The 26,206-nt window shown below is 62.5% G+C and carries 23 protein-coding genes; 7 read left to right on the top strand and 16 right to left on the bottom strand.

Translation table 11 applies throughout. The features are described from left to right. Positions 1-6 precede the first annotated feature (6 nt). Entirely contained in the window at positions 7-1,338 is a 1,332-nt protein-coding gene (locus JMY28_RS26705; RefSeq protein WP_201698901.1) for a DUF3443 family protein, read from the top strand. 76 nt (positions 1,339-1,414) lie between these two features. Here the strand turns inward: JMY28_RS26705 and JMY28_RS26710 are convergent, their stop codons facing one another. Next, positions 1,415-2,287: a LysR family transcriptional regulator gene (locus JMY28_RS26710; RefSeq protein WP_201698902.1), complete on the bottom strand. Its 873-nt coding sequence runs from the start codon at positions 2,285-2,287 to the stop codon at positions 1,415-1,417. Positions 2,288-2,391: 104 nt separating this feature from the next. Between JMY28_RS26710 and JMY28_RS26715 the strand changes: the two genes are divergently transcribed. After that, on the top strand, positions 2,392-3,465 hold the full coding sequence (locus tag JMY28_RS26715; RefSeq protein ID WP_201698903.1) for an alkene reductase: 1,074 nt from the start codon (positions 2,392-2,394) through the stop codon (positions 3,463-3,465). 76 nt (positions 3,466-3,541) lie between these two features. Here JMY28_RS26715 and JMY28_RS26720 read toward each other — a convergent pair whose 3' ends face one another. The 7 genes from JMY28_RS26720 to JMY28_RS26750 form a co-directional block, all read right to left on the bottom strand. Beyond that, positions 3,542-4,717 (bottom strand): aromatic ring-hydroxylating oxygenase subunit alpha, encoded by a 1,176-nt coding sequence (locus JMY28_RS26720; RefSeq protein WP_201698904.1) that lies wholly within the window; start codon positions 4,715-4,717, stop codon positions 3,542-3,544. Between the two features lie 9 nt (positions 4,718-4,726). Then, a complete protein-coding gene (locus JMY28_RS26725) occupies positions 4,727-5,500 on the bottom strand; it encodes a siderophore ferric iron reductase (RefSeq protein WP_201698905.1) in 774 nt (257 codons plus the stop codon). Positions 5,501-5,502: 2 nt separating this feature from the next. Then, positions 5,503-7,395 (bottom strand): IucA/IucC family protein, encoded by a 1,893-nt coding sequence (locus JMY28_RS26730; protein WP_407945542.1) that lies wholly within the window; start codon positions 7,393-7,395, stop codon positions 5,503-5,505. 21 nt (positions 7,396-7,416) lie between these two features. Further along, on the bottom strand, positions 7,417-8,016 hold the full coding sequence (locus JMY28_RS26735) for a GNAT family N-acetyltransferase (RefSeq protein ID WP_201698906.1): 600 nt from the start codon (positions 8,014-8,016) through the stop codon (positions 7,417-7,419). Beyond that, positions 8,006-9,229, bottom strand: coding sequence for an MFS transporter (locus JMY28_RS26740; protein WP_201698907.1), 1,224 nt, complete (start codon positions 9,227-9,229; stop codon positions 8,006-8,008). Before JMY28_RS26740 ends, JMY28_RS26735 begins: the two co-directional genes overlap by 11 nt. Beyond that, positions 9,226-10,581, bottom strand: a complete 1,356-nt coding sequence (locus tag JMY28_RS26745; RefSeq protein WP_201698908.1) for a lysine N(6)-hydroxylase/L-ornithine N(5)-oxygenase family protein — start codon at positions 10,579-10,581, stop codon at positions 9,226-9,228. Before JMY28_RS26745 ends, JMY28_RS26740 begins: the two co-directional genes overlap by 4 nt. Positions 10,582-11,077: 496 nt before the next feature. Beyond that, positions 11,078-11,545, bottom strand: coding sequence for a YaiI/YqxD family protein (locus tag JMY28_RS26750; protein WP_201698909.1), 468 nt, complete (start codon positions 11,543-11,545; stop codon positions 11,078-11,080). Between the two features lie 230 nt (positions 11,546-11,775). Between JMY28_RS26750 and JMY28_RS26755 the strand changes: the two genes are divergently transcribed. Then, the gene (locus JMY28_RS26755; RefSeq protein WP_201698910.1) at positions 11,776-12,876 is read left to right on the top strand and encodes a GlxA family transcriptional regulator; all 1,101 of its coding nucleotides are present in this window, start codon (positions 11,776-11,778) and stop codon (positions 12,874-12,876) included. 50 nt (positions 12,877-12,926) lie between these two features. Here the strand turns inward: JMY28_RS26755 and fghA are convergent, their stop codons facing one another. From fghA to frmR, 4 genes are read right to left on the bottom strand one after another with little or no spacing between them, the layout of a single operon-like run. Further along, positions 12,927-13,757 (bottom strand): S-formylglutathione hydrolase, encoded by an 831-nt coding sequence (gene fghA, locus JMY28_RS26760; RefSeq protein ID WP_201698911.1) that lies wholly within the window; start codon positions 13,755-13,757, stop codon positions 12,927-12,929. Positions 13,758-13,763: 6 nt separating this feature from the next. Next, entirely contained in the window at positions 13,764-14,339 is a 576-nt protein-coding gene (gene gfa, locus JMY28_RS26765; RefSeq protein WP_201698912.1) for an S-(hydroxymethyl)glutathione synthase, read from the bottom strand. Positions 14,340-14,361: 22 nt separating this feature from the next. Continuing rightward, a complete protein-coding gene (locus JMY28_RS26770) occupies positions 14,362-15,471 on the bottom strand; it encodes an S-(hydroxymethyl)glutathione dehydrogenase/class III alcohol dehydrogenase (protein WP_201698913.1) in 1,110 nt (369 codons plus the stop codon). A 57-nt stretch (positions 15,472-15,528) separates the two neighbouring features. Next, the gene (frmR, locus tag JMY28_RS26775; protein ID WP_201698914.1) at positions 15,529-15,801 is read right to left on the bottom strand and encodes a formaldehyde-responsive transcriptional repressor FrmR; all 273 of its coding nucleotides are present in this window, start codon (positions 15,799-15,801) and stop codon (positions 15,529-15,531) included. 265 nt (positions 15,802-16,066) lie between these two features. On the opposite strand from frmR, the gene JMY28_RS26780 reads away from it, so the two are divergent. From JMY28_RS26780 to JMY28_RS26790, 3 genes are all read left to right on the top strand, one after another. Continuing rightward, positions 16,067-17,128, top strand: a complete 1,062-nt coding sequence (locus JMY28_RS26780) for a patatin-like phospholipase family protein (protein ID WP_201698915.1) — start codon at positions 16,067-16,069, stop codon at positions 17,126-17,128. Between the two features lie 28 nt (positions 17,129-17,156). Next, complete coding sequence (locus tag JMY28_RS26785) at positions 17,157-17,780, top strand: HD domain-containing protein (RefSeq protein WP_201698916.1); 624 nt, start codon at positions 17,157-17,159, stop codon at positions 17,778-17,780. Positions 17,781-17,996: 216 nt separating this feature from the next. Then, a complete protein-coding gene (locus tag JMY28_RS26790) occupies positions 17,997-18,443 on the top strand; it encodes a hypothetical protein (RefSeq protein WP_201698917.1) in 447 nt (148 codons plus the stop codon). Positions 18,444-18,599: 156 nt separating this feature from the next. Here JMY28_RS26790 and JMY28_RS26795 read toward each other — a convergent pair whose 3' ends face one another. Both JMY28_RS26795 and JMY28_RS26800 read right to left on the bottom strand, forming a co-directional pair. Then, a complete protein-coding gene (locus tag JMY28_RS26795; protein WP_201698918.1) occupies positions 18,600-20,918 on the bottom strand; it encodes a sigma 54-interacting transcriptional regulator in 2,319 nt (772 codons plus the stop codon). A gap of 154 nt (positions 20,919-21,072) precedes the next feature. Beyond that, on the bottom strand, positions 21,073-22,116 hold the full coding sequence (locus JMY28_RS26800; RefSeq protein WP_328809462.1) for an AraC family transcriptional regulator: 1,044 nt from the start codon (positions 22,114-22,116) through the stop codon (positions 21,073-21,075). Between the two features lie 572 nt (positions 22,117-22,688). Between JMY28_RS26800 and JMY28_RS26805 the strand changes: the two genes are divergently transcribed. Then, positions 22,689-24,827, top strand: a complete 2,139-nt coding sequence (locus JMY28_RS26805; RefSeq protein WP_236597060.1) for a beta-glucosidase family protein — start codon at positions 22,689-22,691, stop codon at positions 24,825-24,827. Between the two features lie 140 nt (positions 24,828-24,967). Here the strand turns inward: JMY28_RS26805 and JMY28_RS26810 are convergent, their stop codons facing one another. Together JMY28_RS26810 and JMY28_RS26815 are read right to left on the bottom strand one after the other, a co-directional pair. After that, positions 24,968-25,780 carry a shikimate dehydrogenase family protein gene (locus tag JMY28_RS26810; RefSeq protein WP_201698920.1) on the bottom strand — a complete coding sequence of 271 codons (813 nt, stop codon included), beginning with the start codon at positions 25,778-25,780 and terminating at the stop codon, positions 24,968-24,970. A 44-nt stretch (positions 25,781-25,824) separates the two neighbouring features. Beyond that, positions 25,825-26,199, bottom strand: coding sequence for a DUF2255 family protein (locus tag JMY28_RS26815; protein ID WP_201698921.1), 375 nt, complete (start codon positions 26,197-26,199; stop codon positions 25,825-25,827). Positions 26,200-26,206 lie beyond the last annotated feature (7 nt).

Consider the following 26,206-nt stretch of genomic DNA (forward strand, 5'->3'; position numbering starts at 1 on the left):
CGAACCATGTTGAGTATCAATGGAAAACTGGCCCGGATGCTGGCTGCATTTGGTTTGGCGGCGGCCGTCGCTCTCGTCGCGGGGTGCGGCGGTGGCGGATCGGGCAGTTCCTCGGCGAGCACGAGCGGGAGCGGCGCAAGCGCCGGCAGTACTTCCAACAGCCCGGTTAGCGCGGGACTGACTGCCGGTGCCGCGGTATCGAGCTTGCCCGCGGCGCTCGCGAGCAACCAGGTTGCTGTGGCCGTAGCGGCGGGCTACAAGAACGTTCCGAACATTCCGACGGTCAGCGTCACGGTTTGCGCCCACGGCACGAACATTTGCCAAACAATCAACAACGTTCAAGTCGATACGGGGTCATCGGGGTTGCGGCTCACGCTCGATGCGCTGAACAGCGACATGCAGACCGCATTGCCGGTCGAGACAGCGAACGGCAAATCCGTTGCCGAGTGCTTCGGTTTTGAAGACGGCAACGCCTGGGGCTCCGTCCGCACGGCGGATGTGACGATCGGCAGTGAAACGGCTTTGAGCGTGCCCATCCACGTCACGGGTGACCTGCCGCAAACGGCAGCGGGCGGTACCAACGACAGCTGTGCAGTCGGCACGCTCAACGACACGTCGTCGTCAATCGCCGCGCATGGCATTCTCGGTATCGGCACCGCGAAATTCGACTGCGGCAATGGCTGCGCGACCACGCCGAACGGCGTCTATTACGGATGCACGGGATCGGGGAGTTCGACAAGCTGCACGGACCTGGGGGTAGCGGAAGGGCAGCAAGTGACGAATCCGGTCCGGATGTTCACGACCGACAACAATGGCGCGATCTTGAACATGCCGGCCGTGACGTCGTCGGGTTCGACGAGCGCGACCGGGTTCCTGACGTTCGGCATCGGCACGGAATCGAACAACACGTTGCCGACTTCCGGCATTCAGAAGCTCATCACCGACCACTATGGCAACGTGCAAAGTGCATCGCTGAGCGGTACGAGCGTGACGAGCGCATTCTTCGATACCGGCTCGAACGGGCTGTTCTTCCTCGACAGCGCGCTGCCGTCGTGCATCGGTGCGCCCGGCTTTTACTGCTCCACACCGAGTGTCTCGCGGACACCTTCCGTCACAGGGTTCAACGGCACCAACGTATCGATTGGGCTGAGTATCGGCAACGCGGTGAGTCTGATCGAAGACGGTGGCTTCGCGTACGCGAACATCGGCGGGTCCATGTCCGGGATCAGCTTCGATTTCGGCATGCCGTTCTTCTATGGCCGCACGGTGTACGTCAATTACGATCCGAACACCGACGGCAATTCAGGCGTCGCGACATCGGCCTACGTTGCCTTCTAAACCGTAGTGCCGTATCCGCGAGCGGCCACAACGCCGCTCGCGGATGCCCCAGCGGTCATACATCCTTGGCTGCGCACTAACGCGCAAGCCGCTCCCGAAGAAACTCAATAAAGCGCTGCGTCTTCGCCGGCAGCAGACGCGTTTCCGTGATGGCGTAGACCGGCGTGGGCGTGCCATGCCACTGCGGCAAAATCCGGCGCAACGTTCCACCGGCCACCTCGTCGGCGACGACTTCTTCCGGCAACAGCACGATGCCCATATCGAGGGTTGCGAGGCGGCGGATCATGCCGACGCTGTTGAGCGTGAACCGTCCACCCACCGCAACCGTGCTCGTGCGCTTGGCGTCGTGCAAGGTCCATGTGTTGGCCTTTAGGATTCCCAGGCATTCGTGCTGCTCCAGGTCGGCCGGTTTGCCTGGTTCGCCCGCGCGCTTCAGATAGCCCGGCGAGGCATACAGGTTAGGCGTGAGCGACGCCAGCGGACGCGCAATGAGTTGCGAGCTTTCGGACTCCCCCATGCGAATCGCCACGTCGAACGGGTCGCTCACCAGATCGACACGCCGCGGATTCAGCTCGAAATCGAAGGAGATGGCGGGGTACAGACCGGCGAATTCGGCGATCAAGGGCGCGAGGTAGGTGACGGCGAAATCGACCGGGAACGAGGCCCGCAGCACGCCGCTGGGCTGCGCGACCATGTCGCCTAGCTGCTCGTGCGCGAGACGGGCTTCGTCGACAATGCGCTTGCAGCGCTCGAAGTAGATCTGGCCCGCTTCGGTCAACTCGATCTTGCGCGTCGTGCGGTGCAGCAGGCGCAGGCCGATTGCTTTTTCCAGGCCGCTGATGCGGCGCGAGATGGTGGAATTCGGCATACCCATCGCGTCTGCGGCACTGCGAAACCCCTTGGCTTTGACGACCTCCACGAACAAGGCCATGTCGTTCAGTAGCTCCACCTTGACTGCTCCATCAATGGATCAATGATATCCAAATTACCATATTTATCCCAACCGTGAAGCAGGCGATGATGCTCCCATCCAAACCAGTCGAGGTGATCATCATGAGCAAGCTTTTCGATTCCGTGCGCGTTGGGCGTTACACGCTGTCAAACCGTCTGGTCATGGCGCCCATGACGCGTTCGCGCGCACAGGCCGACGGCACGCCCGGAGAACTGGCCGCCGAGTATTACGCTCAGCGCGCGAGCGTTGGATTGATCGTCACCGAAGGCACGCAGCCTTCGGAAGATGGGCAGGGCTATCTCACCACTCCGGGCATTTATAGCGACGCCCATGTTGCCGGGTGGAAAAAGGTCACGTCGGCTGTCCATGCGAGAGGCGGCCATCTCTTCATTCAGCTGATGCACGCCGGCCGCATGTCGCATCCCGACAATACGCGGCATCATCGCGTGGGCGTTGCGCCTTCCGCCATCGCGCCGGGCACGGCCATGTTCACGGCCAGCGGCATGCAGGATATTCCTGTGCCGCGCGCCCTGACCACCGAGGAAATCCGCCAGACCGTCCAGGATTTCCGCACTGCGGCTCGCCGGGCAGTCGATGCCGGCGCCGACGGTGTCGAAATCCACGGTGCGAATGCCTATCTGGTTCAGCAGTTCTTCGCGCCGAGCGCCAACACGCGCACTGATGTATACGGTGGCTCGCTTGAAAATCGAGCCCGTTTTGCGCTTGAAGTCGCAGCTGCCATTGCCGGGGAAATCGGCGCGGACCGCACGGCCATCCGGCTCTCGCCTGGCACGACCCTGTGGGGTATCGATGAAGGCGCGCAAGGCCCCGATCTTTACCGCTACCTGGTTGCCGAACTCGACAAGCTGGGCCTCGCCTGGCTGCACATTGCGCATCAGGGCAACGAGGCGCTGATGACCGACATTCGCAAGCTGTGGAAGGGCGCGTTGATTGTGAACCGAGCTGGTCGCCCGCGCGAACAGATCGGCGCCGATGTGGCCACGGGCCTCGCCGATCTGGAGTCCTACGGTCAGATGGTGCTGGCGAATCCGGATTTCGTCACCCGCCTGCAGCGCAACGCGGCGATGAACGCGGCGGATCGCAACGGCTTTTTTGGGGGCGCCGCGCAAGGCTATACGGATTACCCCAGCTTGAGCGAAGTGGCTAGCGCCTGATGGGGCGAGCAAGGCGGCAAGCGTTTCATTCGCCGTGCCGACGCGAAACCGCGTGCTTTGCGCGGTTTCGCATGGCTCAGCCGAGCGGTCCCGCGAGGGCGCGCCGGTACCACGCATGGAAATGCCGCATGCCGTCTTCAAGCGGCGACTGATACGGCCCGGCGTCGCTGATGCCGCGCCGGTTCAGCCGCAGGCGTCCCGCGTCCATGCGCTCGGCGATCTCGTCGTCCTCGATCATCGTTTCCAGATACGCGGCGCGCTGCGCCTCGATGAATTCGCGCTCGAATGCCGCTATCTCCTCGGGATAATAGAACTCCACCACGTTGAGCGTTTCCTGCGGACTCTTCGGATAGAGCGTCGAGATCACGAGCACGTGCGGATATAGCTCGATCATCTGAGTGGGGAAATACGCGAGCCAGATGGCGCCGAACTCGGGCGCCGCGCCGCCGCGATACTCGAGCAGCTTGTCGTGCCATGCGCGATAGATTTCCGAACCCGGTTGCGCAAGCGCGGCATGCACGCCCACGCGCTGCATGCTGTACGTATGGGCGAATTCCCAGTCGAGCGTTTCGCACGTCACGAAGCGCCCGAGCCCGGGGTGGAATGGCGCGACGTGATAATCCTCCAGATAGACTTCGATAAAGGTCTTCCAGTTGTACCGGCAGGTATGCGTTTCGACGTGATCGAGCACGTAGCCGGAGAAGTCGAACTCGGGGCGCGCGAACACTTGCGCCATGTCGCGCGCTGGCTCGCGTGGACCTTCATAGAGCAGCCCGCGACAATTTCGGAGTTCGAAGCGTTCGAGATTGCGGCAGGGTTTGCGCTCGAACTCGGGCGCGCCGATCAGTTCGCCGCCCGGGGCGTAGGTCCAGCGATGCAAGGGACACACGATGTTGCCGCCGCTCGCGGCAAGATTGCCTTGAGCGGGTGCGCCGCTGTTTGCCGCCACGTCGCCAGCCATGCCGCCCAGCATGAGCGCCTGCCGATGGCGGCACACGTTCGAAAGCAACTGCACGCCGTGTTCGCCGCGCACCAGCACGCGGCCGCCTTCGTCCTGCGGCAGGTGCCGCCAGTCGCCGTGCTCGGGCACCGACTGTTCGTGGCCCACATATAGCGCCGAATGCGCGAAGATACGCGCCATCTCGCGCTCGAACAGCCCCTCGTCGAAATAGGCGCTCGCGGGCAACTGTCCGTTTGCCTCCTCCGTATCGGGCGGCAGTGCGAGATGCGCGAGGTCACTGATATCGTTCATCGATCGGTTTCATCCTGTTTCGTGTTGCGCGTTCAGGCGCACGATGCGTTCATGCTTTTCGAGCCGCGGGCAGGTACTGCAGAGTTCGCCGTCGCGGCGGCGGTAGTGGTAGCAGCAGGTGCGGCGCTCGAGCGCGAGCACGCTCGAGCCGTCCGTGCGCGAAAACGGAAAATAGCCTGAGTGGCCTTCCAGACCGAGCGCCGCGAGCCAGTGCCGCCCATGCCCCTCGACCTGCGCGTCGCTCCATTCGGGCCGCGCCTTGCGCGCCGCAAGGAGCGCGGCGAGCACCACGTCGGCCTGCGTGCCGCGCGCCGATGCCGGGTTCAGACGGATCACCGGCATCAGTTCGTCGTGCATCTGTTCGCAGCACGAGACGATTTCGCGTGCGGCGTGAGCGATCAACGCGCGCGTGTCGCCTTGCGCCGGATCGTGATCGCGTATGTGGACCTCACGGGTCCAGCCCTCGGCAATGGGCTGCGCAATGTCACGCAGTGACAACGACACGCTCGAAGCATGCACTCCGATCACGCTCAAATAGAGCGGTTGCCAGATCAAAATGCCCCAGCAGCGCGACGACCAGTAGGGGCGGCCCGCCTCGGGGTAGGTGCGCGACCAGTAGCCAAGCATCGCTTCGAGAGTGGCGCGATTGCACTCGCCGCCGCCCGGCGCTGGGCGCGTATGCACGATTGCCTGTGCAGGGCGCGCTGCCACCACGCCCCGCAACCCCGGCACGAGCCTCGCGGCGAGACGCAGCATGTCGTCGAGCGCACGGTTCGCCGCCATGCTTACGCTGCGACCGCTTCTGCGCTCATGCCATTGGCGTGCGTGGTGCCTTGCAGCGCACCGCGCCTGCCCGCGAGCGGATTGCGCAGATTGCCCGCCATCTTCAGATTCCCCGCGGGATCGGCGAGATTGACCATCTGCAGATTGTTGCCCAGTTGCAGACGGTTCAGGCACGAGTGCAGGAACTCGGGCGCGAAGAGGTCGTATTCGGCGTATTTGCCTGCCAGTTGCGGATGCGCTTGCTGATAGCGCGTGACGCAGCGCGCCACCGTGTTCCAGAACACGTCTTCCGTGCAGCAACCGTGCTCGACGAGTACCTGATTCATATAGCGGAAAAAGCCGTCGAACACGTCGATGAAGATCGCGAGCAGCTTGACGCGCTCGGGCACGTCCACGGCGAGGCGCTTGACGTCTTCGGGAAGCTGCGCGTCCTTGTTGAGGATTGCTGATTCTTCGGCGATATCCTTCATGATCGCGCGCACGGGCACATGGTTTTCGAGCACGAGGATAAGATTCTCGCCGTGCGGCATGAACACGAGATCGTGCGCGTAGAAGCAATGAACGAGCGGTGCGAGATACGCCTCCATGTAGCGCTCGAGCCACGCCTCTTTCGTGAGCCCTGAAGCCTCGATCAGCGCGGGCAGCAGCGCCTTGCCGTGGCGGTCCGTATGCAGCAGCGCGGCCATGCTCATGAGCCGCTGGCCTTGTCCCGCGAGGTTGAGCGGATTCTCGCGCCAGAGGGCCGAAAACATCTTCTTGTAGGGGCTATCCACCTGTACGGCAGCTTCGTAATAGCGATTGCGAAAGCCGATGGACGCCACTTCACGCAGGATAGTGAATCCTTTGTCCTGCAGATACGGATCGCTCGCTACCAGGCCCTTGATGTAGTCGTTGATGGCGGGCGTCCCCGACATGTAGTACGGCGAGAGTCCGCGCATGAAGCCCATGTTGAGAATCGAGAGTGAGGTTTTCACATAACGTCTCGAACGATCCGAGAGATTGAAGAACGTGCGGATCGACTGCTGGGCCAGATAACGGTCGTCGCCGAAACCCAGGCAAATGATGCGATGGGTCGCGACATAGCTCGCAAACGCGATCGAAAGTTTGTTGAACCACTGCCACGGGTGCGCCGGCATTAGCCGATAGTCGGCGAAGTCCACGCCGCGCGCCTCGACCGTCAAGCGAAAGCGCGCGATGGTCTCCGCGCCCAGCTCTTCTTCCATGAGCCGTTCGTAGTCGAGGTCGGCGGCGCTGTGGAACGCGGCGTTCTCCTTGTGCACGGCGAGCCAGACCACCTGGATGGGCGAACCTGCCTCGGGAGCGAACGCGCGATAGTCGCCCGCGTCGAAGCCGAGCCTGCCATTGTTGGCGACAAAGCCGGGATGACCCTCGCTCATCGCGGTTTCAATCGCCTGGAAGTCGGCGTTCAGGAGTTCGGGTGTGTTCGGGCCATCCTTCACGGCTTTGTAGGCCGCCCCATACAGCGTACTGCTGATTTCATCGAGGTAAATGGGCAGCATTTCCTCCTTGATGCCAAGCCGCGCTTTCACGTCGAGAATGAAGGCGAGCGCGTCGAGCGGTTGCGGCGCGCCGTCCTGTGAACACACGATCGTTTCGGCGCGAATGCTCCAGTGGCGCAGCGCGAGCAGGCGCGCATCGAACGTGTAGACGCGCGTGCCGTCGTCGGATTCGAGCGCATAGCGGGCATCGTGCTCGCCGGGGGCGTCGCCCACGCGCTGCGGCTCGACGATCAACTCGTGCGCGTATTCGGCAATGGCTTTGCGCACCAGCATGCGGTTCGCTCGCTGCCAGACTTCGGGGGTGAGGTGGGCGGCGGCCTCGTGGGGCGTGAGGAGAACATGTTGCATGGAAGCCTGAGTTGCGACGTGATTCATGATGCGATGTCCTTATGTAACTTAGTTATCCTGCATAACGGACGCGCAAAAAGCAGCTCGCGTGCAGAACGCGAGCGAGGCGGATTTCTCGCGGAACGCGACGTCCTTCGTGTAGACGAAGCCCATCGCGCGGTTCAGGGCGTGTATGCGTGTGTTGCGCGCATCAGGCTCGACGACGACGCGTTGGGCGCCAAGACGCTCGAACAGGAACGCCATGAGCGTTTCGAACACGTGGCGCGTATAACCGGATCTGCGCATGGCAGCGGGCCCGACGAACAGGTGCATGCCGAGGTCGCCTGCGCGCACGTCGTAGTGCTCGCCGATCTCTTCGTGGGCCGGGTCGTAACTTTCGAACAGGAAAGCGGGTACGCCATTCTGCTCCCCGAGCCAGGCGCGTGCGTGCCCCGAGTCCTCGATAGCCTGATAGAACGCGGCTACGTCCGCCACGCTCTTGTCGCGCATGTTCCAGAATGCCGCGCGTTCCTCGATGAACCAGCGGTGCAGCGTGGGCGCGTCGCGTTGCGCATCGAGCGGGCGGATATGAAAGACCTCGGGTGTCGCGATGCGTGCGGCGGGGACATGACGCAACGCGACTTCATCGGCAGCGATTTCAGTTCGCACGGGCGGTGACTCCTGTTTCGGCAATCGGGTTGGAACGGGCGGCGCCCGGTGCGCGTGGCCGGGCGAGCAGCCAGACGCTCGCGATCGCCGTGAAAACGAGGCCTGCGGAGGCCACGAAGAAGGGCGCGCGCAAACCGGCTTCGTCGACAATGGCGCCGGCCGCGAATGAGGCGAGCAGCACGCCAAGGTTCTGGAAGAAGTTGATGAAGCTGTAATCGGCGGCATAGGAGGCGGGCGTGCTCAATGCGAACATCGTCACGTCGAGCTTCACGACGATCTGGAACAACGCCCACCCGAACATCACGCGACCCATGACGATCCACAGCGGGGCCTCCACGCCTTGAAGCAGCGTGCCGGCGGTGCACAACAGCAGGTTCGCGAGCATGTGGTCGGGCACGCGCTTGCCCTGCTCGCTGAGCTGCTTGTTCAGGCGCAGCGCCACCAGCGCGACTATGCCGGGAATGGCGAACACGAGACCCGGAACCAGTTCGCCGGGTGCGTGGGTGACCGCTTGCCAGTACGACGCCATGAACGGCCGGATGAGATAGACGCAGAAGTCGAAGGCGAGCATGAGCAGGGCGAGGCGCAGGATCGGCATGCGCGCACGCAGGCTCGGTTTCGCCAGTGCTTCTTCATCGCCGCCTGCAAACCGGCAGCGTCGCGCAATGCCATGCGTGCGGATCAGCGAAAGGCAGATCGCCATCTGCACGAAGTCGCCGGCGGCCATCGCGAAGATGCAGTGATGCGCGTCCCAGAACTGCATGACGAAGCCGCCCGCCACCGCGCCGGCGATCGCGCCGAAGTGCACGACCACCGAAAGCACGCCGATGGTATACGCGTGCGATTCCTTCGCTTCGAGCCGCATCATGTACGGGTACATCAGCAGATAACTGCTTTTGCACATGAACATCGCGAGCGAGAGCACCCAGAAGAGCGCCACCGTCGGCGCGAAATAGCTGGCCAACGAAAGCACGCCCGCGGCGCACTGTGTGTAGACGAGCAGATGCATGGCGTCGAGCCGCTTCGCAATGCGCGCCCAGAGCGGCAGTGTGAGCATCACGACGATCGAGATGAACGCCACGTAAGCGCCTGCATGCACGGGACTCGTCACGCCATAGCGCGCCGCGAAGAACTGCGGGTAGAACGGAATCAGAATCGCGTCGCTGATGACGGCGAAGGTCATCATCAGGATGATCGTGCTGCGCAGCTTCATTGCGCCTCCTGCGGCGTTTTCACGAACGCTTCCGTGTCGGGCACCGAGAAGTCCTGCAGCGCGATACGCCGCTCGATCTTGTAGTGTTCGACGCCGGTCAGCTCGCGCAGGATGCAGGAGTTGCGATAGCAGCTCATGCCAAGGTCGGGGTTGGTCAGGCCGTGGCTGTAGAGCCCCGCGTTTTGCACGAAGATCTCATGCCCGCTCACGTCGATCGCATAGTTGCGCGAGAGCCGGTAACGCCCCTTGTCGTCCCAGCGGATGCGAGCGCGAACGCCGTCGATGAAGCCGGGCACGTTCTGCCCATAACCCGTCGCGAAGATCGCTCCGTCGGTGACATGGGTGTATTGCACACCCTCGTCGCGCTGCACGAAACGCAGGTGAAAGCGGTCGTCGATACGGTCGTGATGACAGGCGCTCAACTCGGAATTGGTGATGAGGCGCGCGTTATTGCTGCCGCGGCTGCGCCGGTCGTCGAGCAGGTCGTAAATCTGGTTGATGAGCGAAGCGTTGACGCCCTTGTAGAGACTGTCCTGCTTGGCGATGATGTTTTCGCGCACGCCGTCCGGCAGGTTGTAGAAGTAGTCGATGTAGTCGGGCGAGATCATTTCCAGTGTGAGCTTGGTGTTCTCCATCTGGAAGAAGCGTGGCGAGCGCGTGATCCACGTGAGCGTGTAGTCGTGCTCGTCGCTCTCTTTGAGCAGGTCGTAGAAAACCTCGGCGGCGCTCTGACCGCTGCCGATCACGGCGATCGAGCGCTTTTGCTGCAGTTCGGCTTTGCGCGCGACGTAATGCGCGCTATGGATGCAACGCTCGCGCAACTCGCCGCAGCACGGCGGCAACTGCGGGACGGAACCCACACCGATCACGAGGCGCGAGGCGCGATGCGTGAACGGCTGGCCGGTGCGCACGTGACGCCCGCACACGACGTAGTGGCCTTGTTGCGCGTCGTATTGAACGTGCTCCACATTCGAGCCGAACGCGATGCTCGAAAGCTGGCTGATGGCCCATTTGCAGTAGCGGTTATATTCGGCGCGGCTCAGATAAAAGCGCTCGCGAATGTAATACGCATAGAGCTTGCCTTCCTGCTTGCAGTAATTGAGGAAGCTGAACTTGCTCTTGGGGTCCGCGAGACTCACGAGGTCGGCGAGAAACGGGTTTTGCAGCGTGGTGTCGTCGATCAGCATGCCCGGGTGCCAGTCGAAATCCTCGTTGCGTTCGAGGAACAGGCCGCGCAGATCGCGGATCGGGTCGGCCAGGCAGGCGAGGCTCAGGTTGAACGGCCCGAGGCCGATCGCCACGAAGTCGAGCACGGGCGAGGGCGGACCCGGCTTGATGTTAGTTGTACTCATGATTGAACTTTCACCTGGTGCAGAAAGGACCATGTCGGGTTACCTCATCGAAGTACGAAGACGGCGAGAAGACTCACGAGGCGCAACCGCGCGACCGTTTGCGCGAGCGGCTGGCGTTCGATGAGAATGAGAGTGATTCGCGTTTGTGGATCATAGGAAAGTCGCTGCCTAATGGCAAGAGCGAAACGCACGTCTATTAGGATGCCAAACTATCGTGCCTGCCCAATACGCATCAAGGCTTGCATGTGCGATTGGCGGCAAAGTCCGGCTGCATCGGGGCGCGCGCGGGATCGGCTACGGTCTGGAAATAGCGGGGTTCGCAGTCGTGGCGCCCCATTTTTGGCGTCAAATCATCTGACAAAAGACCCTCTGCGCGGCAGGGGTTAGATGCGCGCGTGGGACATTTCGGCTCTAATCGCGCGCGATTCGCGTGTGTGGGCACAGGCTTTTGGGAATCGTGACGCGACGATCCCAAACGTCCGCGTGCTCTACGCTATCACTCAGGTTTGCGCGGCGGCGGACTATGTCGCGCCAGGAACCGATCGAGCTGGCCGGCGAACGCTTTGCTGTCACGCGCGCTGAACGGCGCCGGACCGCCCGTTTCGATGCCCGCATTGCGCAGTTGATCCATTACGTCGCGCATTGTCAGCCGTTCCTGAATATTTTCGCGCGTGAACCAGTTGCCGCGTGGATCGAGCGCCTGCGCGCTTTTATCGAGCACGGCGGCGGCAAGCGGTATGTCGGCAGTGATCACGAGGTCGCCCGGCTCGACCAGTTCGACAATGCGGGCATCGGCCACGTCGAATCCAGCCGGCACCTGAATCGACTTGATGAAGGGCGACGGCGGTGTGCGTAGATATTGGTTTGCAACCAGCGTCACCTGGACCTCGGCGCGCCGCGCGGCCCGAAACAGCATGTCCTTGATGACGGCGGGGCAGGCGTCAGCGTCGACCAGCACTTGCATGTGGGTATTCCCGGCACAGTAAAGCGCGATCATATCGCACTGCAGGCGATGCGCCGCGCATTGCCCGACGTTTCCTGTTGCTCCGTGCGGCACTGCGTTTTCCTTGCATTTGCCTGCACTGGTGCCAACAATGAGTTCGCAATGGAGCCGGATGTCCTCGACCCGACATTGCGAAGACGGGGCTTTCGACCGTATCGATTGTATGAAATGTATTCGCACAGGCGGTCCCCATGGTTCACCACACGATTGACGGCGAAGCCACGACCGCGAGGCGGCTGCGTTTCGGGATCGTGCTATTGCCCAACTTCACGTTGACTGCTTTTTCCGGCTTCGTCGACCTGCTCAGGCTCGCAAGCGATGAAGGCGACATGAGCCGCCCGGTGCGGTGCTCATGGACCATCGTCGGGGAGAATCTCGTTCCGGTTCGGGCGAGTTGCGGAATCCAGATCACACCGTGGACAACTTTCGATGAGGCGCAGGCGTTCGACTATGTGGTGATCGTCGGCGGGCTGTTGCACTCGGGGCCACCTGCCAGCGACGCGACACTCGCCTTCATTCGCGCGATGGCCGAAACACCGGCCACGCTCGTCGGACTTTGCACAGGTGCATTCGCACTCGCAAGGGCCGGCGTGATGAACGGATATCGAATCTGCGTGAGCTGGTTCCACTACTGGGATTTCGTGGAGCGTTTCCCGCAAGTCGATGAGCGTGACCTCGTTGCTGACCGGCTCTTTGTGATCGACCGAAGGCGCATTACGTGTTCCGGCGGCCGTGCGTCGATCGACGTTGCCGCGGCTATTCTGTTGCGCCATGTCGAGGCCACCATCGTGCGCAAGGCGCTGCGTATTCTGCTCGTGGACGATGCGCAAAAAGGCAATGCGCCGCAACCGCATCCTCCAGGCCTCGAGCCCGCCACGCATCCCAAGGTCAGGCGCGCGATTCTGCTGATGGAGCAACACGTTGGCGAGCCGCTGAGTTTGCCGGATCTGGCGGATCGGCTCGATGTTTCGGTTCGCCAACTCGAACGCCTTTTCACGACGGAAACCGGTAAATCTCCGGGCGCGTTTGCGCGGCAGATTCGCATACGCATGGCATCGTGGCTGTTGACGAGTTCGGACCGCACAGTGGCGGATATTGCGTCGTCATGCGGTTTTTCCGACGCCTCGCATCTCGGCCGCGAGTTCCGCAAGGAGTTTGGAGCGTCGCCCAACGAATATCGCGCGACGCGGCTGCCGAATACTCATGAGGCGCTACTGGGCACGCCGGAGCCGGGAGCGAGGTTGCCTGATGAATATGTCGAGGCGCCAGTCCGGCAACTGGGTACGCCGTAACGAGCGCGAAGTGCGGCTCTGAATGCCGCACTTCGGGCGCCGGGCGCGCTTCAAGCCAACGCTTTGGCGTGAAAGGCCATATGTTCGCCGATAAAGCTGGCGATGAAGTAATAGCTGTGGTCGTAGCCTTCGCGAACGGCGAGATGCAGCGGATGTCCTGCCTTTTCGCAGGCCGCCTGCAGCAGTTCCGGCCGTAACTGCGTGTTCAGGAATTCGTCGCCGCCGCCTTGCTCCACGAGTAGCGGCAACTTTTCGGTCGCGTTGCCGACCAGTTCCACGGCGTCATACTGTTTCCACGTTTCGCGGTCATCGCCAAGGTAGGCGGCAAGTGCCTTTTCTCCCCACGGCACCTGGCCTGGCGCCACGATCGGCGAGAACGCGGATACGCTGCGATAACGGCCCGGATTGCGCAGCGCAACGATCAGCGCGCCGTGCCCGCCCATCGAGTGCCCGCTGATCGAGCGCGCGTCGCTCGCGGCAAACTCGGCCTCGACAACGGCCGGCAATTCGGAGACCACGTAGTCGTACATTCGGAAGTGCTTCGCCCACGGTTCGCGCGTAGCGTTCACGTAGAAGCCCGCGCCCTGGCCGAGATCGTAGTCGGGCGAATCGGGCACTTCGCTGCCGCGCGGACTGGTGTCCGGCGCGACGACGATTATCCCGTGCTCAGCCGCGTAGCGTTGCACGCCTGCCTTGGTGATGAAGTTCTGCTCGGTGCAGGTCAGGCCCGAAAGCCAGTACAACACAGGGCATTTCTGCCCGCGCAACGCGGCCTCGGGCAGATAGACGCCAAACTTCATCTCACCACCAACAGTGGAAGAGGCGTGCTTCCAGACCTCCTGGCTGCCGCCGTGGCTGACGTGTTTTTCAATGCGCTCCATAAGCAGTCATGCCTCCCGGTAAGTGCCTTTGGCCTTCGCGGCCTGGGCGGAGAGAAGATCCATGAGCGCGGGGCTCAGGCAGTCGTACGGCTCAAGGCCCTTGTCACGCAGCGTTTGGCGCACGTCGGCCATGGCCGAAGGCGGCGTGCCGTTCTCGATGATCGAGGAGACGAAGGCCGCGAAGCCGGGGCCGTCCCAGCCCGCATCTTTCGAAAGCTCCGTGTGAATGAAGTCGAGGCCGTAGAACGCGTGGTCCTTCTTCTCGATGCGGCCATACAGGTGCGTGCCGCAGGCGGTGCAGGCGTGGCGCAGGATCGTGGCCTTGTCGTCCACGACCTTCAGCTTTTCCCCGTGCGCCGTGACTGTGACCTTGTCGCGCGGCACGACACCCACCACAGAAAACAGCGCGCCTGCGGGCTTCCAGCACTGGGTGCATCCGCAGGCGTGGTTGAACAAGACCTGCGAGTCGATGCGCACTTCGACCGGATCTTGCGCGCACTGGCAGCGCAGCGTGCCGCCCGCGAAGTTCTCGGCGCCTTTCTGGATACCGTGATCAACGGTGGGGTGAATGGCTGAGGCCATGGTCTCTCTCCTTCCTTGCGTGTCAGTAATGAACGACGGTCCGGATCGATTTGCCCTCGTGCATCAAGTCGAAAGCTTCATTGATGCCCGATAGCGGCTTCGTGTGGGTGACGAACGGCGCGAGCTGGATCTTGCCCTCCATCGCGTCGTCGACCATGCCCGGCAACTGCGAGCGGCCCTTCACGCCGCCGAATGCCGTGCCCAGCCAGCGGCGGCCAGTCACGAGCTGGAACGGCCGCGTGGAGATTTCCTGACCCGCGCCGGCCACGCCGATGACGACCGACTGGCCCCAGCCCCGGTGCGCGCACTCGAGCGCCGCACGCATGACGTTGACGTTGCCGATACATTCGAAGCTGTGATCCACGCCCCAGCCCGTCATGTCGACGATCACCTGCTGAATGGGTTTTTCGTGGTCCTTGGGGTTCACGCAGTCGGTGGCGCCAAAGGCGCGCGCCAGATCGAATTTGCCCGGATTGGTGTCGACGGCGATGATGCGTCCGGCCTTGGCGAGCTTCGCGCCCTGGATAACCGCAAGTCCGATGCCGCCGAGACCGAATACGGCGACGGTATCGCCTTCCTGCACCTTGGCGGTGTTCTTCACCGCGCCCAGACCCGTGGTCACGCCGCAGCCAAGCAGGCACACCTGCTCGGGATTGGCTTGCGGGTTGATCTTCGCGAGCGACACTTCGGCCACCACGGTGTACTCGCTGAACGTGGAGCAGCCCATGTAGTGGTACAGGGGCTGGCCGTTGTAGCTGAAGCGCGACGTGCCGTCGGGCATCACGCCCTTGCCCTGGGTCGCGCGCACGGACACGCACAAATTGGTTTTGCCGCTCTTGCAGAAGAGACACTCGCCGCATTCGGCAGTGTAGAGGGGGATCACGTGATCGCCGGGCTTCACGCTGGTCACGCCTTCGCCCACTTCCACGACGATCCCGGCGCCCTCGTGGCCAAGCACGACGGGGAAGAGGCCTTCGGGGTCGTCGCCCGAGAGCGTGAAGGCGTCGGTGTGACAAACGCCGGTATGCGTGATCTTCACCAGCACCTCGCCCTTGCGGGGCGGTTCGACGTCGATCTCGACGATCTCGAGGGGCTTGCCCGGCGCAAACGCTACTGCAGCACGCGATTTCATAGTAGTCCTGTAAAAAAAGGGGTTCGGCCAGATCGGGGCGGGAAATCCCGCGGTGAGCTAGCGTAAATAGGTTCGAACGAGGGTCACGACATCATCGATCGTTCCTGGAGATTCCGCTGATCCCGCAAGGTGGGTGAACTCTTCGCGCAAATGGCTTTCGAGCACACCAGCCATCACGCCGTTGATCGCGCCGCGAATCGCCGCCAGTTGCTGGAGCACCGGCGCGCAGTCGGCGCCTTCCTCCAGCGCGCGCTCGAGCGCGTCCAACTGGCCGCGAACCTTGCGCATGCGCGTGAGTACGCGCTTCTTTTCTTCGGGGGAATGAGGCATGACAGCATCGATATTGGGGATACTGCGGGGCAGTATAGGTGAATACTGCAGGGGAGTATACGTTTGCGACGATTTGGCTAATGCAATGCCGGGTGAATATCGGGCTGTTCCCGCAGGGCATGCGGCGCATAATGGGCCCATGCTGGTCCCTGGCCGCGATGCGGTTGTATGCGCTGCACAAACTGCGGATTCGAGAATATCAACGAGCGATGCGTGAACGATCGATGACGTAGCTGGATGCGCGTACCGCCCGAGGAGGCGACTCATGGCGACGAAGCGAACAAGAAGCCAGAAAACCGACCACGACCCCGCGGCGCCCAGGCAGATCGCGCTGGCGTTGCAGGGCGGCGGGATGCACGGCGCGTTCACATGGGGCGTGCTCGACCGCCTGCTCGAAGACGAACGGTTCGCGATAGAAGGCGTGAGCGCGACCAGCGCCGGCGCAATGAACGCGGCGGTGCTCGCGTACGGGTTAATGAACGGAGGCGTGGGCGGCGCGCGCGAGGCGCTTTATCACTTCTGGCATGCGGTCGCCGAGTCGGCCGAGCGCAATAACCCGCTGCGCTGGATGCCGTGGCTCAAGGGCTCGCACAGCTTTGGGCTCGATCATTCGCCGCTCTATGCGGTTGCCGACATCATGCTGCGCGTGTTCTCGCCTTACCAGTTCAATCCGGGCAACGTGAACCCGCTGCGCCAGGTGCTCGAAAGCCAGGTCGATTTTGCGGCGCTGCGCAAGGCGTGCCCCATTCTGCTGTACCTGTGCGCAACCAACGTGGAGACGGGCAAGATACGCCTCTTCACGGGTGAGGATATCTGCGCGGACGCCGTGCTCGCCTCCGCATGCGTGCCGACCCTGTTCCATGCCGTCACGATCGCGGGCGAGCACTACTGGGATGGCGGCTATATGGGCAACCCGGCCATTTATCCGCTGATCTATCACTGCAAGACGCGTGACGTGGTGATCGTCCACATCAATCCGCTCGTGCGACCAGGCGTCCCGGTCACGGCGGCGGACATTCTGAACCGCATCAGCGAGATCAGTTTCAACTCGTCGCTCATGCGCGAAATGCGCGCCATTGCCTTCGTCACGGAGTTGATCCAGCAAGGCAAACTCGCTCGGGACGAGATGAAGGAAATGCTGATCCATTCGATCCGCTCCGACGCCGCCATGTGCGCGCTCAGCGCATCGAGCAAGTACAACGCGGATTGGGATTTCCTGTGTGAACTGCGCGACAACGGCCGAAAGGAAGCCGATGCCTGGCTCACGCAGCATTATGCGGATATCGGTCAGCGCTCGAGCATCGACATTCGCGAGGAATTTCTCTGAGCATCGCGCAGTGCGCAAAGGAGCAGGGGTGAACCGCACGCAGGGGCGCTTCGTCGAGTTATGGTCGCGCAGCGGGGGAGCGAATGCAGAGGCCGTCTACGCCGATCTCGCGCGTCACTATGGCGAACCGGGGCGGCACTATCACACGTTGCACCACGTGCGCCGCTGCCTGCGCGATTTCGATCTGGCGCGCGAGGCCATTGTGCATGGCGATCTCGTGGAGCTTGCGCTGTGGTGCCACGACGTGATCTATGTTCCGGGTGCGAGGGATAACGAACAGCGCAGTGCGGACTGGTTGCGGCGCTGCGCAGGCGATCGTATTGCGACATGCGAGCGCATTTGCGAAGCGATTCTCGCGACCCGGCACACCGGCGTTCCGGATGAACTCGATGCGCGCTTCGTCTGCGACATCGATCTCGCATCACTCGGCGCGCCGCGCCGCCAGTTTCGTGAAAACGGCGTGCGCCTGAGAGCCGAGCGCCCGGACCTCGACGACCGTGCGTACGCCATGCACGAGCTCAAGATTCTGCAAGGCCTGCTCGCGCGGCCGCGCATCTACCTGACCGATTACTTTCATTCATATTGCGAGGCGGCGGCACGCGGCAATCTCGCGTGGCGAGTCGCGCAGCCGATGCCAGGCGCAGCGACATGAGACCAGGTATGCCGCCAGGCAGAAGAGGAGTAACTACCTGAGTTCGTTGTCGGCTGGAAGTCCCGGCTGACGATTTCTCTTGCTCGACGACGCCAGGGCCGAACGTCTCGAAGGTTACGTCGCCACCGGATTGACACTATCGGAAGGTGCGCAGGCTTCCTTTGGGCCCGCGCACTGACGCCTTCGTGATTCCGTGTCGCGCGCTCAAACGCCTACGTGCTGGCGGTCGTCCTTGAGCCGATCCAGCAAATGCCGAAGTCGTCGGGCCTGGGCGGGCATGATCTCGGGCGTGGACGCAACTCGCTGAACCCGGTCGAGCCAATAGCGGCGGCCGAACACGGCGATGTTGTCATCGACGGCGACGGCGATTTCGAGGTGCGTAATGGCGCCATCGAGGTTTTTCGCCGTATAAGGATTGTGTCCCTGAGCCCCGTTTTTAGCGTCCTGGCGTGTCGTCACGCGCTTCGCATTTTGATTGGTGGACTGTGGACGCCCGAATGTTTCTTGTTCAATTGCAATTATCATTATTTTGCCTTGCCGTCGAATATCTCTGCCGTGCGCGCGCGAATTGCGTTTAGCCTTTTGCGATTTGCTTCGCGACCCCGTCGCGATTTCGGTCCGCGCGTGTTGCCCTTCTTTCCGGTCCGGAATACGGGAAAGTGAGCAACGACCGTGCCAGCGTCGCGCGGCCCCGTGAGGACGGGCTCCGGCAGCGCGTGAGAGGGCGGTGCAGGACGATTTCGTCCGGAGAGATGGCCGGAAGTGGACGATTTCGTCCAATTCCCGGCGTGGCTGATCGGCGTGACTTATCTGCGTGACTCAGCGGCCTGCGGCGGGTCCCTGGCCGCTCGGTCCGCTAGAAGCTTCTTGGCGCAGTTCGGCCAGCAACGCGATAGCGCCCGCAATGCGGCTGGTGGAATCGGCCGTCTGCTCGCGCAATCCGCGAGCGAGCGTATCGATTGCTTCGGCGTGGCGACCGGTGGAGCGCAAGAGGTCCGCGAGGTAGCGCGCGGCATCCACGCGCGCGGGCACCGAACCGAACGCGAGCGCCGTTGAAAGGGCGGTGCGCAATCCCTGCTCGGCAGACGTCAGATCGCCGAGCGCCCACTGCGCCCGCGCGCGCGTGACCAGCAGTTCGCCAAGATGGGCGCGCTCCTGGCGCGCGAGGGTTTCGTCGACCGCGGCGGCCAGCATCGCTTCGCATTGCTCCGCGCGGCCGGATCGCAGCAGCAGTTCGCCGTGCTGCCACATCTTGAAGGAATGGAACAGCGCGCCGCCGTTGCAGACCATGTGGTTGTCGTAACCGTCGAGCATGACGGCTTCGGCTTCCTCGTTCAGGCCTTGCGCGCTGAGATGGGCGCCGCGGAATATCTGGCCCATGCCGCGATAGAAAGCGAAGCCGTTGGCGATCGATACCGATTCGAGCTCGCTCGCGAGTGGCCCGCGTCGCGACGGATCGCCGAAAAGACACGCCAGCCACGCGGCGCCCTGCAGATTGAGGACGTGCGCCAAAGCGTGCGTACCCGGCTCGCCTGCGCGCAGGATCAGCATTTCCATCGCGCGTCGGGCCTGCCCGAACTCGCCGATCTGGTAGGCGGCCAGCCCCTCGAAGGTCAACGCGAGGCTCGCCAGATCGATTCCCTGCGAGCCCGTTCGCACATCGTCTCGCGTCACGCCGAGCAGATTGCCTCGGGCGAGGCAGGCGAGTGCTTCTTCGCTGTCGCCTAGCCAGTAGAGGGTGTTGGTCATCGCGACATGCGCTTCGTCGCGCGACACACGGTCCCCGCTGTTCTGGGCGCGCTGCAGCATCTCCTGCGCGCTCGCGCGCGCCTGCTTGAGCTGGAGCGTCGTCAACTGGGTGGTCCAGACGCCGAACTGGATCGCCGCGATCTCGCCAGGCTCGCAGATCCCTTCGCCGATCTCCAGCGCCGCCGCGTAGCAAGCCGTCGCTTCTGCGTACAGCCAGCCGTGCACGCTGCGCAGGCTCATGCCCAGCAGCCGGTAGGCGTCGAACTGGGCGCGTCGCGCAGTGGCCTCATCACGGCTTGTCTGCAGCACGTCGAGGCAACGCCGCAAATGAGGAATGGCGTCGGCGAAGCGCGATGCTTCGATCAGCGCGCTCGCCTGTTCGAGATTCTTGTGCGCTTCGCGATGGTGTTCCTCGCGCGACTTCAGGCGGCGTTCGAGCGTCTTGCGCCCGACACCGAGCAAGCTGGCGGCGGCGCTCTTGTTCCCTGCAGTGCGTTCCAGCGCGCGATCGATGAGGAGGTCTTCGGCGGCGGCGAGTTTGTCGCGCCCCTCGAGTTGCAGCAGCATGTCAGCGAGCGCTGCGCGCGACACCGATCCGGCCGTTTCGCTGAGGAGAAACGGCTCTAGCGTGTCTTCATCGATCAGCGGCTTTTCGGCGAGCACGCTCAACTGGCTGATCAGGTTGCGCAATTGCCGGATATGGCCCGGCCAGGCATGCCGGCCGAGCCGCCGTAGCGCGGCCGGCGAAAACTCGATGCGGCGCTCTTGTTGCGAGACGAAATGGGCGACGAGCGCAGGAATGTCCTCGACGCGCTGGTCGAGTCCGGGTACGGCCAGCACGAACACCGCGAGGCGGTAAAACAGGTCCTCGCGAAATAGCCCCTGGTGCGCCAGCTCGCGCAGATCCCGGTGAGTCGAGGCGACCACGCGCCCCTCGAAACGCAGGCTCGAGGAGCCGCCGACCGGGCGGAACGTCCGCGTTTCGAGTGCGCGCAGGAGCTTGGGCTGCAGCGCGAGCGGTAACTCGCCGATCTCGTCGAGCAGCAGCGTGCCTTTGCCGACCTGCTGCAAGAGCCCTGAGCGAGTCTCGCCGGCGCCGGTGAACGCGCCTTTGACGTGCCCGAACAGTTCGGCTTCGACGAGATGCTCGGGAATCGCACCGCAGTTGACGTCGACGAAGGGTTGATCGTGGCGCGAGCTGCGCGTGTGCACGCGGCGCGCGACCAGTTCCTTGCCCGACCCGGTTGGCCCGATGATGAGCAAGGCGTGATCGGTGGGCGCGACGCGATCGATCATCCTGACCAGTTGACGAAACGCCGGCGCCTCGCCAATGAACGCGTCGTAGCTGGCTTTTTCTCCGGAAAGGGGAACGAAGGGGAAAGTACTCATTGCCTCGTGGGCTCCCGATAAACGCGTGGCATTTTATTGTGATTGTCCCGGAGAGTACGATCGGTGACGGCGCATCGATCACGCGCGTCTACCCGCCCTCCGGCTATCAATTCGAGCGCGGACCGCGCAAGCACAGTGTGTCCAAAGACCTCAACTAGAACCTGCAGTTTTCGAGCTTGTAGCGCGAAGGGGACGTGCCGCTGTTCTCGAGAAAGAAACGCGAGAACGCGGAAGGAGAAGAAAAGCCGAGCAGATCGCTCACCGCGGCAACCGAATAATCGGCCAGCGGCAGCAAGCGCCTTGCTTCCTCGAGCCGCGCATGGGACAGGATCGCCTGGAAGTTCGTCCCTTCACCCTGCAAGCGCCGGTGCAGGGTCGAACGTGAAATGCCAAGCCGGCCGCAGACCTCCTCCATGGGGTTCGAAAATGGCAGGCCAGCATGCGCCTCGCGAATCATCTTCGTCACGAATTCTTCGATCCTCGAAGAAAAGGAATGGCCGAGAAGAAAGCGTCTGATATCGGCATCGGCCTGCCCGCAGAGAATATTTTCGGTGATCTCGTTGTACTTTCGATACGGCATGTCCGCCCACCCGGTTTTCATCAGCATGCGGTTGCGGTTTTGCCTGAATTTCACCGTCGCGCCGCAAAGGTGCGATAGCTGTGAGACGGGCGCAAATGCATCTCCAGTCAGCTCGATTTGAGTGGGATACGGCTCATCGTCGTTGTACTGTTCGGCTAGGCGGATGAGCAGCAGAAAATTATAGAAGGCGCTCGACGAACTTCTACCCGCCCCGTCCAGAACGTATTCGAATTCGAATGTCTGGCCAGCGCGCTTGACCTTCACGGTATCGACATTTCCGATCAGGACCCGATAGCGAAGGAACTGGTCAAAGGCCTTCGTGAGCGTCGGGCTATTCGTGACGATGGCCAATAACGTGCTAATGGGCGCGCGAAAGGAATAGCTGGAGAAAATTTCGAGCCGCTCCGAAGCCTGGTAGCCAGGCTCCAGCAGATTGAGCATCGCAATGTGCTTGTGCGCGGGTATGCGCCCGTCCGGATGGGCGAGTTCGGCCTCCGTTATTCCGGTGAGGCGCGTGAAATCGTGCGGCGACATGCCGTGTTCAACTGCGGATTTGAGCGAAAGTTGGGCAAGGACGTTTGAAACGGTCTTTTGATCGGTCGTCATGGGAGACACCATGGAACGGGGAAACGTCGCCTCGGCTAACCGCTTGTAGCAGGTGACTTTAGCATCCTTGTTTCAAACCTCAAATGGCCCGATGCGCGCGAATATCGAATCGGCATGATTCGATGTGCATGTGATCTGAGCTTGCGCGACGAAACCGTAATCTGCTCGCAAGGTAACGGCGAAATGGCAGATGACGCAGGGTTAAGGCAAACCCTGATGTTGCGACGTAAGGTTAAGTTCCGCGACGGCACGATAAGCGCAAACGTTTCTCTGGGTGATATCGTCACCTCGCTACGTAGGGTAATTCAACACAAAAGAAGAAGAAAAATGTAGTCCGATTACGGCCCCGCAATCCTGCGGGTCATCGCTCATGCAATCGGCAAAACAGGAGAGACACTGTGAGGATTGCGAAACAAATAGCGGTTGCGGTCGCCGGCGCATTGTGTGCCGGCTCCGTGGCGTACGCGGATCAAGCTGCCACCAGCAACACATGGGGCTCGAGCCCATTTTCGATTGTGTCGCAGTTCTTTTCCCAGGCTTCCGCTGCGGCACAGCCGTCCGCTGACTGGAAGGAGAAGGGCGATATCGCCGACCGGCGCGCGGCAGTGCTGGTATCGCAGTTGACGCTCGACGAAAAGATCCAGTTAGTGCATGGAACGGGTATTCCCACCGTCGGTCTGGGTGGCCCGTTTCCTTCGTGGGTGCAGGGCGCCGGTTACATCCCCGGCGTCAGCCGTCTGGGCATCCCCCCGTTGGCCACCGCGGACTCGGCCGGTGGCGTGAATGTGCAGAACGCGCATACCACGGCCCTTCCCGCACCGATTGGGCTTGCCTCGAGCTGGAACGTGGCGCTTGCGGGTGCCTACGGGACGCGTATCGCACGTGAGCTTCGTGTGCTCGGCTATGCGGAAGGACTGGGTGGCGGTGTCAATCTTGCACGTGAACCGCGCGATGGCCGCACGTTCGAGTACATGGGCGAAGATCCCGTCCTGACCGGCACGATGAGCGCCGCGCGCACCATGGGAACGCAGTCGCAGAACGTGATCGCAACGGTCAAGCACTACGCGATGAACGACCAGGAAACGAACCGGATGACGAGCAATTCCGTGGTCGATGAAAGGACGATGCGGGAAACGGAGTTGCTCGCATTCGAGATTGCCGTGCGCGAGGGGCATCCTGGCAACGTAATGTGCTCGTACAACCTGGTCAACGGCGTGTACGCCTGCCAGAATCCGGAACTCCTCACGACCATCCTGAAGAACGAGTGGGGATTCAAGGGCAAAGTTCAGTCGGACTGGACGGCCAACCATAGCACCGTTGCGTCCGCGATGGCAGGTCTCGATGAAGAGCAGCCAGGCGATCTCGGCGCGGCAGGGGCGGGCTTTGGCATCCAGTCTTATTTCAGCAGCGCGCTCAAGGCCGCGGTCCAGGCCGGTAGCGTCCCGGTTTCGCGTCTGAACGACATGGTCTTTCGCAAGCTTCGCACCATGATCGCGCTTGGCATCCTGGACAATCCGCCAACCCCCGGCGGCTCGGTCGACCAGACGGCAGGCAATCGCGATGCCCTGGCCGTAGCGCACGAGTCAATAGTTCTGCTGAAGAATGGCTCGGCATCTGGCAGCAATCAGCCGGTTCTTCCGCTCGCTGCTGGCGGTCTGCATTCGATCGTCGTAATTGGAGGGCATGCCGATGTCGGCGTGCTATCCGGAGGCGGGTCGGGAGGCGTGCCCGCGGCGGACGGCAATGCGGTGTCGGGATGCCAGTCCGGCAATCCGCTGCTTTCGACGTGTGCGACCTGGTACAAGTCCTCGCCGTACACCGCCATCAAGGCCAAGGCGCCCCAGGCCACGGTGACGTTCTTCGACGGCACGAACGCCGCGGCAGCAGCGAGCGCAGCCGCCAGCGCCGATGTGGCGATTGTGTTCGCCACGCAGTGGGAAAGCGAGGGCACGGACCTGGCGAACTTGTCCTTGCCGGACAACAAGGCGGACCCGAGCAATCAGCTTTATGACCAGAATGCGCTGATCAACGCGGTGGCCGCGAAGGCCAAGCGGATCATCGTCGTGCTGGAGAACGGGAGTCCCGTCACGATGCCGTGGCTCGCCAGCGTTCACGGCGTAGTGGAAGCGTGGTATCCGGGTGTGCAAGGCGGGCAGGCGATCGCGGACATTCTGTTCGGCGACGTGAATCCGTCCGCCAAGCTGCCGATCACGTTCCCGCGACAGGAAGCCGATCTGCCGCAGCCGACGATCGACCCCAACAATCTCAACGTCGTCTATAGCGAAGGACTCCTGATGGGATACCGCTGGTACGATGCGAAAAACATCGATCCCTTGTTCCCCTTCGGCTACGGCCTCTCCTATACGACGTACTCGTACTCGGGGCTCAGGACGCGTACCGATCATGGCGGCAACGTGATCGCCACTTTCACCGTTGCCAACACGGGCTCGCGTGCCGGGGCCGAAGTTGCCCAGGTGTATGCGACACTGCCGCCGGGGTTGGGCGAGCCGCCGCAGCGCCTCGTGGGCTGGGCGAAGGTCGCTTTGCGGGCTGGGCAGTCGCAACAGGTGAATGTCGTCATCCCGGCGCGGCGCCTCGCGACATGGAATGTCACGACACACTCGTGGCAGGTGCATGGCGGAAGCTACGAGATCCGGGCCGCGTCGTCGTCACGTGACACGAATGCGTTGTCCGAACGCGTGAGCGTCGGGGATATGCACTAAGGTGCGGGCGGCCTGGGCAGAGCACGTGCCCAGGCCTTCTGCACACTTCGGACGCGCCGATGCGTTCGGCCCATTTTTACCGTTCCCGTGCAAGGATGAGTCGATTACTGCCCGCATCGCAGTCCAGAGTCGGCAAGCGGTCAAACGCTGGGGCAGGCTTTCTGGTTAAGGAAAAAATCAAGCATCATTTCTTGCACGGCTTCGACCATCTGGACGCCGTTCGCGGTCTTGCAGCCCACTGACTGGGCCGCGCTCAGAAGCGGCGTCACACCATGCCCGGCAATCACATCGCCAACGAACATCGACGAATCGAGCAGGTCGCCCGAGACTGGAAGCGGGTCGTCATCGGCGAGACCCATGGGCGTCGCGTTGAACACCAAAGTGCATCCCTTCGGATCAGCTGGCCCAACGCGCACACGCCCCCGGCCGAGATCGGCAATGAGTTCACCGAGGCGGGTCGAACGTGTTACGTCTGCGTCGTGGATGATGAGTTCGCGTACACCGGCTTCGAGCAAAGCGATCGCGATTGCGCTGCCAGCTGCCCCGGCGCCGATCAGCAATGCGCGACCGTCTTGCACGCATGCACCGTGATCGATCTGCGCTTTCACAAACGCGAGGCCGTCGAGCATATCGCCATGCCATCTACCGTCCGCGTTGCGACGCATGACACTCACGCCACCGAGCAATCTTGCAGTATCCGAGTGGGTCGTGCAGTAACTGAATGCCGGGAATTTATGCGGCATGGTGACAAGCAGCCCGTCAACGTTTCCAGTGAGTGTCAGGGCGTGCATGACCGCGGCCAGGTCGTCTTTGGCTACCTGCATAGGGAGGCACAAGGCGTTTTGGCCACGTGCTTCGAAGCCATCGGTCAAACGCTGCGGCGATTTTACGAATGTGATCGGGTCGCCGATGATGGGGAACAGCCGCGTCGCACCATCCAGTTTTTCAAACATCTGATTTATCTCGCGCTGAATCCATAGAGAAACGCCTCCGGGACTCACGCATTGGGAGAGACTTTGACTGTCGCGGAGCGCGCCTGTCCGCGCTTCATTGACTCGAGATAAGGGCTGGAGCGGTACTTGGCACTGTAAGCGCCGTCTATGCGATCGTTGACCGGACCCACGACGGGCTCAAAGCTCACGTCCCTCGTCGTTCCGGCGGCGCTGATCCTTCCGCGCCGTTGCCGCAACGCCGCCTGATACCAGCGGGACGCCTGTCCGTTGTACGCGCGCACGTAAAGGTCACCGTCGACCGCAACCGACCAGATCCATGTTGGCGTTCCATAAGTGACACCATCGTCACGTAGCGGCGAAATGTGCAGATCGTCGCTAATGGCAATCGCACGGAGTTCATCCTCAGACCACGATGTCATCTTGTTC

Origin of the sequence: Paraburkholderia hiiakae (assembly GCF_904848665.1) — a bacterium.
GTDB classification, from domain to species: domain Bacteria; phylum Pseudomonadota; class Gammaproteobacteria; order Burkholderiales; family Burkholderiaceae; genus Paraburkholderia; species Paraburkholderia hiiakae.

Coding starts and splice junctions, on each gene's coding strand:
- JMY28_RS26750 (WP_201698909.1), bottom strand. CDS start 11,545: ATGCAAGTGCTGGTCGACGCTGACGCCTGCCCCGCCGTCATCAAGGAC.
- JMY28_RS26740 (WP_201698907.1), bottom strand. CDS start 9,229: ATGAAGCTGCGCAGCACGATCATCCTGATGATGACCTTCGCCGTCATC.
- JMY28_RS26715 (WP_201698903.1), top strand. CDS start 2,392: ATGAGCAAGCTTTTCGATTCCGTGCGCGTTGGGCGTTACACGCTGTCA.
- JMY28_RS26725 (WP_201698905.1), bottom strand. CDS start 5,500: ATGGCGGCGAACCGTGCGCTCGACGACATGCTGCGTCTCGCCGCGAGG.
- frmR (WP_201698914.1), bottom strand. CDS start 15,801: ATGCCTCATTCCCCCGAAGAAAAGAAGCGCGTACTCACGCGCATGCGC.
- JMY28_RS26780 (WP_201698915.1), top strand. CDS start 16,067: ATGGCGACGAAGCGAACAAGAAGCCAGAAAACCGACCACGACCCCGCG.
- JMY28_RS26815 (WP_201698921.1), bottom strand. CDS start 26,199: ATGACATCGTGGTCTGAGGATGAACTCCGTGCGATTGCCATTAGCGAC.
- JMY28_RS26770 (WP_201698913.1), bottom strand. CDS start 15,471: ATGAAATCGCGTGCTGCAGTAGCGTTTGCGCCGGGCAAGCCCCTCGAG.
- JMY28_RS26730 (WP_407945542.1), bottom strand. CDS start 7,395: ATGAATCACGTCGCAACTCAGGCTTCCATGCAACATGTTCTCCTCACG.
- gfa (WP_201698912.1), bottom strand. CDS start 14,339: ATGGCCTCAGCCATTCACCCCACCGTTGATCACGGTATCCAGAAAGGC.
- JMY28_RS26705 (WP_201698901.1), top strand. CDS start 7: ATGTTGAGTATCAATGGAAAACTGGCCCGGATGCTGGCTGCATTTGGT.
- JMY28_RS26745 (WP_201698908.1), bottom strand. CDS start 10,581: ATGAGTACAACTAACATCAAGCCGGGTCCGCCCTCGCCCGTGCTCGAC.
- JMY28_RS26800 (WP_328809462.1), bottom strand. CDS start 22,116: ATGGTGTCTCCCATGACGACCGATCAAAAGACCGTTTCAAACGTCCTT.
- fghA (WP_201698911.1), bottom strand. CDS start 13,757: ATGGAGCGCATTGAAAAACACGTCAGCCACGGCGGCAGCCAGGAGGTC.
- JMY28_RS26755 (WP_201698910.1), top strand. CDS start 11,776: ATGGTTCACCACACGATTGACGGCGAAGCCACGACCGCGAGGCGGCTG.
- JMY28_RS26720 (WP_201698904.1), bottom strand. CDS start 4,717: ATGAACGATATCAGTGACCTCGCGCATCTCGCACTGCCGCCCGATACG.
- JMY28_RS26810 (WP_201698920.1), bottom strand. CDS start 25,780: ATGTTTGAAAAACTGGATGGTGCGACGCGGCTGTTCCCCATCATCGGC.
- JMY28_RS26795 (WP_201698918.1), bottom strand. CDS start 20,918: ATGAGTACTTTCCCCTTCGTTCCCCTTTCCGGAGAAAAAGCCAGCTAC.